Here is a 9,097-nt window from a genome sequence, read left to right as displayed (position 1 = left end):
TATTATTTTTAAGTAGCCGCATAGTTTCGGGGTAAATTAATTTGGGACCAGTAAATATATCAATGTATGCACAGTTTCTCAAATTACTCCAGTGATCTCCCTTGTCACTCCTAGATTCAAGTTTTGACTGAAAATGTTTTAGGTGTTCATAAATAACGGGATAATCATTAACTACGTCGATACGTTTGGTACCTTTTTCCTTCACACCATTATGCGCATTAATTAAATACAAATTTGAAAAATGAATATCATATTTTTTAATATCTCTGCCTCTTAAAATCGGTCGAATAATTTCATCATTTTTAGACGAAGCAGCTATAAGTTTATCCCTAGTTTCTTGATTAATAATAAAAGCTTCATTATATCCCGTTAATATTCCTCTATAGATATTAACATCCCATTCTTTCAATGGTTTTCCAATCTTTTCAATTTTCTCCTTTACAGCATATAATCGCTGGATTGAGTCAGCAAATTATTGCATAGGGAAAGTATATGCTTACTTATTTCAGAAACTGTACATTTAAAACTTATTAATCATTTAATTTATTCAACATGAACTATGGCTACATCCGCGTAAGTACTGACAGGCAAACTACGCAAAATCAGAAATTTGAAATTAAGAATTACGCAAAAGAAAAAGATATTGTGATTGATGAATGGATTGAAGAAACTATAAGTGCGACCAAAAAACTTGAGCAAAGGAAGTTTGGATTGTTGCTAAAGAAAATGAAGAAAGGTGATGTCTTGATTGTTTCGGAATTATCACGTATGGGTAGAAATTTGATGCAAATTATGAAGATATTGCATGATTGTATGGAAAAGGATATACAAGTTTTTACTATTAAAGAGCGTTATGAATTAGGAAATAATATTAATTCGAAAGTTTTGGCTTTTGCCTTTGGATTATCAGCGGAAATAGAGCGCAATCTTATCTCACAACGCACTAAAGAGGCATTAGCACGGAAAAAAGCTGAAGGAGTTATTTTGGGCAGACCTCTTGGAAGTAAGTCTTCGACCTTGAAACTTACCGGTAAAGAAGAAGAAATTAAAAAATTACTAAAAAAGAAAATTTCCTATAGCGGAATAGGAAGGATACTTGGTGCCCATCGCTTGACTGTTTCAACTTTTGTTAAGGAAAATCATTTGGTACCGTAATTAATTTGACTTATTACAGTTTGAACTGTTTATTAAAGAAACGCTAAAAAGTGCACTTTTGTTTGGTAAATTGATAATATGTAGTACATTTGCAACAACAGTACACACCACGCGATAGGTCTTTTTCACCGAAGATACAGCGTCCCAGGGTGTGTCTTTTGCTTTATAAAGGTTTATATTCTTACAATTTAACCCTGCTTTTGCTACATTTTTTGTAGCTTAGCAGGGTTTATTTTTTAATTATGTTTGAGAAAAAAGCTACTACTATTGCTGAACAGATTGCCCAATTGCAAAAGAGGGGACTGACGATACAAAAAACAGAATTGGCGGCTCATTACCTGTCGCATGTGAGTTATTATCGGTTAGGAGAGTATTGGTACTCGATGCAATATGATAAGGAGCAGCATCTTTTTAAAGAAAACAGCAAGTTTGAAGATGTTGTGGCTTTGTATTGTTTTGATGGTGAATTGAGAATATTGCTGTTTGATGTTATTGAAAAGATAGAAATTAGTTTGAGAACCAAGCTCATTTATCATCTTTCTCACGAGTTTGACCCTTGGTGGTTTCAGAATTTTGATTTGTTTTATGACAGTAAAGAACTTGTAAAAACTTTGGCAAATCTTGAAGAAGAATTAAGCAGAACGAAGGACTTAACAATAAAGAATCATTATAAAAAGCATGCTGATGATTTGCGGTTTCCACCGGCGTGGAAATCATTGGAACAAACCAGTTTTGGAGCACTGTCTAAACTGTATGGTAATCTTAAACATACGGTAAAATCAAAAGATATCATTGCTATCGAATTTGGTGCTGTGAATCATACTTATTTGCCGAGCTGGTTGCAGTGTATTGCCCAAATAAGGAATTATTGCGCCCATCATTCGCGATTGTGGAATAGAAATTTACCCGGTAGTCCTAAATTACTTGGCGCACCACCTAACCCTTGGGTAGCTGATGTGCCGAAGCAACATGAGTTTCAAAAGCTTTATGTGCATTTGTGTTTAATGAAATATTTACTCAATATTATACAGCCGGAGAATACTTTTACAGAAAGACTGCATGGTTTAATTGAAAAGTATCCCAATGTGGATCCTAATGCATTAGGGATGAAACCTGATTGGTTTAATGAACCTTTGTGGAGTTCGTAACTAGTTTAATTCTTTTGTTTTAGTATAAATTTTCATAAAGTATAGGTTTAGCTACTTCATGGTAAATATTTTTGAAATGAAAAGATTGTAAGTGTTGCTATTTTTTTTTAACTTGCTGACAATAAAACTAATATTATTATGAAATATGTATTTACTCTTATTGTAGTTTTTTGTGTTTCTATAACTAGTTCAGCACAAAACAAGCCTTCTAAATCTAGTAGTTCAAAACAATACCGCAGTGCTGAAAGCGGACGATATGTTTCAAAATCAACTGCAACAAAAAATCCTTCGACCACTTATAGTACAAGTAGAAAGTCGAGAAAGTGATTTTTCTCTTACGATAAGCTCCAAAATTCAAAAACGATCTCGGTTTTGGAGTTTACTATTACTATTATTATTTTAATGTTTCAACACCTGCCTGACAGTTAGAGTATTATGGATTTTTTTCTGATGCCTATCGAAAAGTTTTGATTAAGAAATAGTTTTGAAATTTGAAAAATTGCTATGCCTGTTAATCACTGTTATATGCAGTATTTTATCTTACAACTAAATCTGAAATTATAGACATTTGTATTCTGTTTAAGACATTGTAATCTGAATAATTTAGTGTTGTATTTATTATAAAATATGAAAGATGTGAATAGTATTCAGATAATATTTTTAAGTCACTTGGATTTTCTCTACTTAATTTCAGTCTAAATCTTATTGTGCTGTCAATATCTTGGGAATAACTTTCATAAATTGCTTCATAAGTTCTGTGCGCATATTTTGAATACTGTCTGTAAACATCTCTGTTCAATTCTGAAAGCTCAATACTTTTCTCTTTTTTTATCCATTCTCTATACTCACTATTTGATATAACTTCATTTTCATACCAATTTTTGAGATATTTTTCTTTTTGAGATTTGTTTAAGAGTTCTAGAATATGCATATTTTCCATCGTATCTCTAAAAACTCTACTTGCAATTCTTATATTTCCATCAACCATATTTTGGTGACAATCATAAAGTGAAGTTGTAATATCATTTAAAATTAGCCAATTTGCTTTTTTTAAATCATTCACATCTGTTTTGAAAGTGTTATTTAAGAAAGCTGATTGTCGGATAACCTCTTTTAAAAACTCTTCACATTCAATGTCAAAAAGCTTTATTTCTTCAATAGTAAAACCTGTAGTAAATGCTTTTAAACCGTTTTCTTTATTCCAAATTTCGCTTTTCATTTTGTTGGTGTTTTATCCGATTCTGCGATAATATTACCGCTAACGTTTCGTGGCTATCAGTCTGTTGTGACGTCAACGAACTGCGTACTGTCAGCTAGGATAAAATATTTTCGTGAAGAAATAACCACAACTCAAGAAAAACCAGCTATAGCGGATAACCACTGTTAGTAGCAGATTATACTTTTTTAGTAAACTTTGTCTCTTTAATTATAAATTCACTTACTTTTTTGTTTTCCCAATCGATTTCCATTAATGCTCCGCCTGGACATATTATTCCTTGAGCACTTGTCCCGAAAATTATTCCAGACATTTCCTCAATACAATTTATAAATTCTCTGATATGTTTTGAAGTACACCATCTTTTTCCATTTACTTGAAAAATAAAGTCCAAAATTTCTCCTGTTGTGTTCAACTGATCAATTCCAATCCAATACTCTTCTGTTTCTCCAGTATAGAATATAACTGCTTGTTGTTCCTTTTCATAAATTACTCGCTCCTCTCTATTAAATTCAAAATCATTTTTAGAAAATCGTGTATGTTTGTAGTGTATATTTCTTAGTAGCCTTAATGATTCTTCAAGAATTTCGCGGTCATCTCTTATTTCTTTTTTAGGTTTACTAGATACAGTTAATATTTTTTTTAATTCTGTGTCTAAATCTGGCCACATTTTTTCAAATACCCTTACTAAAACTTCTTTTTCAATTTTAATGTCACCTAAATAATTATTAATATCTTCAAGAAGTTTTAAAACATCTTGTTTATCGTATTTTGTATTCTGAAATGAAGATAAAGGACCAACAACATCTGTGTCTTTAATGTCGAATAAAAAAGTGCAAACTCTCCCAGTTTCAATGTTTTTAGCTAATGCTCCAGCTTCAAACATAATCCAAGGTGCTGTTCTATTTTCTTCTGTTAAAATGATTATTCCAAATTCGCACTTATTTAAAGATTTTGATAACTCTGAATCCCATCTTTTTCCTTTTGATATATCGTTTGAAGAATAGAAAGGCTTTAATGACTGAATGACTGATGGCAACCATGATTTTAAAGTTTCAGCAATTTTTTTGCTTTGTTCTCCTGACCAACTTAAGAATATTTCCATGTGATTTACGATTTTTTTTAATTTGCTGCTAACAATTCGATAGTCGTTATATTATACTAATTATCAACCTCACAGTTGGTTGTATAACCGCTATCAAATTATAGATTGATATCTTCAAATATATAAAGATATCTTTTATAATACATTTATTCCGTGTTTTATTTCTTACGAATTCTCCAGATGTCATTGTAAAAGATACCTTTTCTATATTCTTTTAATTTGATACCAAGGTAAGCTCCAATTATGATAGCTGGAATTGCAATTACTATTTTATACCATCCTATAGATTTGATTTTTAAAAACTCAATTTAATGGGTAATGTTTTAAAATTGTATGCAATTTAGGAGTAATCGTTATGCTAAAAAGGAGTTTTTAGACTTGAAATAAGGGGATTAGTAAGGCAATAGGGTAGAAGAGTATTGATGAGCAGAAGTAATTAAATAGTTAGCTAATACCACACGAAAGGATTGACTGCGTCGAATTGCATTTCGTGCGGCAGCGGGGGAGTTTTTTATGAGAATATAGTTTAGTAATTAAGAGAAACCAGCAATAGCGTTAACCACTGTTACCAGAAGTTTTTTAATCATATGGCTTAAATATTTTTAATTTTTACTTGGATATTAAAAAAATGTTATATTTGAAGGGTGTTAGAAGTTAAATTTTAATACTTTTTTACAACTTTAATCAATTGTAATTAATACCTTTGTTGAATAATTTTGAGTTTTTTAAAAGAAAAATCTACATTTAATCTAGAAGCTGCCAAAGTGCTTATAGATGATTATGATAATTATGCGCCTAGTGTGCATTGTTCGTATTACGGAGCTTTTCAATTTATTAGTTCAACATTGAATAAACTTGGTGAAACATATGAAAAAGTTTCAAATGATATTGCAGCGTCGAAAGGTACTTCTCAACCACTGGCATCTCATGAATACCCCATAAAACTTATTTCAGACAAACTTTCTCAAAAAGCTGATGTATTTTATGCAAACACAGTTAAAAATAAAATCAAAGAATTAAAGACATTTAGGCGAATTTCAGATTATGATAATGTACAGATTACATACGAAGAAGGAAAAAAGGCTCTAGCTCTTAGTAATGAAATTATAAGCTTAATTAAAATAAAATTCCCATGAAAGAATCTATATTATATCTAAAGGAAAAATTGACTTCATTATTTGAAGAACATTCTTATTTGGAAATTAGATATGAGTTTAAGAATATTATTAATAGTCATATTATTGAAGTAAAACCGATTCATTGTTTTAATTCTGACCGTCAATACATTCTTAAACAAATTGAAATTGAAGAAGCCTTTGAAAATAAATTTTTTGGGGAGGAAGTTGTATTCATAACTGAAGGCTCTTTGGTAAAAATTGGAAATCCGATTTTAAGTCTTGGTGTTACCTCAATCAATGTTGATTTGTCAACATTCATTCAGCAGAAAGTAATTGTCTCTGCTCCAAAGGTTTGTTTTGAACAGAGTTGTTACATTATTTCGAGTGAAAGTAATTTTGAGGTTGTTAATGAAGCATCACCTCCTGCATATTCAAAAATTTCAAATAATCAATCCAAAGACTCTATTGTATCGGAGTCTTTTTTATTTTAAACATTATCATGGTAAAAGCAGAATTAACAAAAGCCTTTAATTTTAAAAATTTTAAAGTTTCTAAATTTTCATATGATGAACCAGAAACTGAAAATACTGATTTTGATATGGAGTTTCAGCCCAAGGGGCGATACAATGAAAAAACAGGCTTGTTTGAATTATATTTGACCTTTATTGCCTTAGATAAAATTAGCGGTAATAAAATAATAAAAGTAAAATCTGTTGCAGAATTCATTTTTGATAAACCTTATTTGTTCATCGAATTACCGGAATACTTTTTTACAAACTCTATAGCAATAATGTTTCCGTATGTAAGAGCTTTTATAAGTACCTTAACTCTCCAAGCAAACGCTAATGTATTAATGTTAGGTTTAATTAAGTTTGGGAACGTTGCAGAACCATTAAAAGAAAATACAGAGGTTATTTCAGAATAAATTTAATTTAGTAACAACGCTCAAGTTTCGGGTTAAGTTTCGCCGCTAACTGACGATAGCGAAGCCAGCGAACTGCGTACTGTCTGCTAAAATAAAATTTTTACGTGAAAAAAGGAGTACAACTCAAGAAAAACCAGCTATAGCTGATAACCGCTGTTATGAGACGTAGCTTACTTAATTTTTGGTAATATCTCAGAGATTGCTTCAATTAATTCTGAAATTATAAATGCTCGAACTTTCCCTTCAATTCCTGTTTTAATTTTTTCTTCTAATTTGGCGGATAGAGTTTCTAAGAAAGACGTGTCTAAATTTAAATAATCTCTTATATTACTTGCACTATAGCGACTCTGAACTTGTAAAGTAAATTCTTGGATAACTTCATTTGTTGTTAATAATAAAGCATTTACTAATTCGTCAGGATTAAGCAATACAAACAATTCTGGATTAGCTATGTAATCTGAGAAAACACTACCGATTGAGGTTGCGTTATTATCTTTAACCGCTTCTAAAAGAGCACTAACTTTCTCCTTTTCTTTTTCTTTTGCAATTGTTTCGTGAGCTTTTTTGACAGCTTCCCAAATTGTGGATTCATCAGAACTATGTTTAAAGTGCAACATCGTTCTGTAAAGATGATTATTTATTGCTTTTGATTGACTACTTTTTTCAACGCCTTTTAGTAACAATTCTTGAATTTTTTCGATTGGAAGTTCAATAAGCCCACGTTTTGAAAAATAGACTAAATAATTTGCTATGGATATGTAGTCGTAAATTGGATATTTCCCTTCTTCTGCAAATTCTATTAGTTTAGTTATGTTTTGTGAAAATTGAATGTCAGATAAGGACCTAAACCCTGCACTTATAATTTCACGAAATACTTTAATCTCATCAGAAATCACAACTGGATATCTCGCAGTAAGCTCTTCATTCAATAACGTTTTATCTAAATATCCTGTTAGTATAAAAACATATATAGATTTGAAAAAATGAAAATCCGAAAAATTATTAACGACATATTTATTATAGAATTTTTCAGTTTCACTTTCTTCTTCTTTTCGCTCTTCTGGACTTAAAGAAAAGTCAATAGTATTGGCTCTACCAAAAAAACTGTATGTAGTATCTATCTCGTCAAGACCTTTGAACGATTTATAATCATTAGAAGTGAAATTACCATTTTTGAATTCTATAGTCATTATTAGAGAAAATAATATAACCTCTTTCCAATATTCTGGAAACTTTTTTGCTTCTGGATATAATTTACTTAAGACACTAAGGTAGAAAGATATATTTCTTAAATTCTCTTCTTTAAAAGTGGTTAATAGTTCAAGGATATATTCTTTTTTATTATCGACAGCTTGGTAAAAATCCTCCTGATCTGTTTTGTACTTCGCCAATAAAAGAGGTAAAGTTTTGTCTAAATTGTTTTTATAATTTAATATTCGCCCAATTACTTTTTCCTTAATGTTATTGTAAATTTCATTTCCTTTAATTTTAGTTTCATCGGACAGAATTAAAACCTTAAGATTTTTATGTTCAACGTAGTTGTTGATGAAGCCTAAAACTTCTTCTTTTGGAATTGAACATCTTTCTAAATCGTCGAAACAGACGACAAAATTGGTCAATTTGCTTGCATCTATTTCAATGTCTTTCAAAATGTCATTTAAATTAATGCTACCAAATTTTTGTGCAGCAGCAGTTAAAATAGTTTTAAAAACACCACTTTTACTAGAATCTAAAATATTAAGTGAAGGCACAAGCTTGATTAGAAATTGATACCTGAAATCATCTATTTTATTTAAACCGTTTAAAGTAAGATAAATTGTTTTGAATTGCTGTTTTGTGGCAATCTCTGTCAAGTTATTTTTAAAAAAATAAGTTTTTCCGCTTCCCCAACTGCCATTTATTAGAATTGCGTATTGAGTTTTCGGAGTTTTCAAATAGTCTTCAAAAATTTCTTCTATATATTTGCTTTGCATGGATGTTGATTTTAAATAATAGTTGTGGTAGGCTATGTCTCATAACGTTTCGCCGCTATCCGACTGTAGCGAATCCCGCGGACTGCGTACTGTCTGCTAAGATAAAGTTTTTGCGTAAAAAAGGATTTAAAACTCTCGAAAAACCAGCAATGGCTACTAACCGCCTTAAGTTTACAATTTCTAAATTTATACATTAATCAGAAAGAACAAAAGAGAGGAGTAAGGTTTTCGATAACCGCAGGAACTTCAGATTCCGTTAACAGTGATAATCCCCTCTCTTTTCTACTTTTATTTCGTACAGTTCTGTGAGAGTTGGATCTCGTTTTTAAGGTGATGAAACACAAGTAGATTGTCCTTTCCAAAATTATTTTCTTATGGATAAAGATAAAAAAACATTTGGTATTGACATCAGTAAAGCCACATTTGATGTTATGGATTGTTCGGGTAATTATTATCA

The 9,097-nt window shown here is 30.6% G+C and carries 8 protein-coding genes and 1 pseudogene; 5 read left to right on the top strand and 4 right to left on the bottom strand.

The genetic code is table 11. From position 1 onward, the window contains the following. Positions 1–409: pseudogene (locus EZL74_RS12915) on the bottom strand (Eco57I restriction-modification methylase domain-containing protein); the annotation flags it as partial. A gap of 143 nt (positions 410–552) precedes the next feature. Here EZL74_RS12915 and EZL74_RS12910 point away from each other — a divergent pair. Next, a complete protein-coding gene (locus tag EZL74_RS12910; protein WP_131477084.1) occupies positions 553–1,155 on the top strand; it encodes a master DNA invertase Mpi family serine-type recombinase in 603 nt (200 codons plus the stop codon). Positions 1,156–1,397: 242 nt separating this feature from the next. Beyond that, positions 1,398–2,303: an Abi family protein gene (locus EZL74_RS12905; RefSeq protein ID WP_131477083.1), complete on the top strand. Its 906-nt coding sequence runs from the start codon at positions 1,398–1,400 to the stop codon at positions 2,301–2,303. Positions 2,304–2,838: 535 nt separating this feature from the next. On the opposite strand, the gene EZL74_RS12895 is transcribed toward EZL74_RS12905, so the two are convergent. Continuing rightward, positions 2,839–3,522 carry a hypothetical protein gene (locus EZL74_RS12895; RefSeq protein ID WP_131477081.1) on the bottom strand — a complete coding sequence of 228 codons (684 nt, stop codon included), beginning with the start codon at positions 3,520–3,522 and terminating at the stop codon, positions 2,839–2,841. A gap of 175 nt (positions 3,523–3,697) precedes the next feature. After that, positions 3,698–4,624, bottom strand: a complete 927-nt coding sequence (locus EZL74_RS12890) for a TIR domain-containing protein (protein WP_131477080.1) — start codon at positions 4,622–4,624, stop codon at positions 3,698–3,700. 716 nt (positions 4,625–5,340) lie between these two features. On the opposite strand from EZL74_RS12890, the gene EZL74_RS12885 reads away from it, so the two are divergent. From EZL74_RS12885 to EZL74_RS12875, 3 genes are read left to right on the top strand one after another with little or no spacing between them, the layout of a single operon-like run. After that, positions 5,341–5,760 (top strand): HEPN domain-containing protein, encoded by a 420-nt coding sequence (locus tag EZL74_RS12885; RefSeq protein WP_161971737.1) that lies wholly within the window; start codon positions 5,341–5,343, stop codon positions 5,758–5,760. Then, the gene (locus EZL74_RS12880; RefSeq protein ID WP_131477078.1) at positions 5,757–6,233 is read left to right on the top strand and encodes a hypothetical protein; all 477 of its coding nucleotides are present in this window, start codon (positions 5,757–5,759) and stop codon (positions 6,231–6,233) included. The genes EZL74_RS12885 and EZL74_RS12880 overlap by 4 nt, the downstream gene beginning before the upstream one ends. A gap of 8 nt (positions 6,234–6,241) precedes the next feature. Then, entirely contained in the window at positions 6,242–6,667 is a 426-nt protein-coding gene (locus EZL74_RS12875) for a hypothetical protein (RefSeq protein WP_131477077.1), read from the top strand. Between the two features lie 170 nt (positions 6,668–6,837). On the opposite strand, the gene EZL74_RS12870 is transcribed toward EZL74_RS12875, so the two are convergent. Next, positions 6,838–8,640 carry a P-loop NTPase fold protein gene (locus tag EZL74_RS12870; RefSeq protein WP_131477076.1) on the bottom strand — a complete coding sequence of 601 codons (1,803 nt, stop codon included), beginning with the start codon at positions 8,638–8,640 and terminating at the stop codon, positions 6,838–6,840. Positions 8,641–9,097: the final 457 nt, after the last annotated feature.

This window comes from Flavobacterium silvisoli (assembly GCF_004329815.1).
Lineage (GTDB): Bacteria > Bacteroidota > Bacteroidia > Flavobacteriales > Flavobacteriaceae > Flavobacterium > Flavobacterium silvisoli.
Note: the sequence above shows the minus strand (reverse complement) of the source record. Positions and strands in the feature narration are given on the sequence as shown.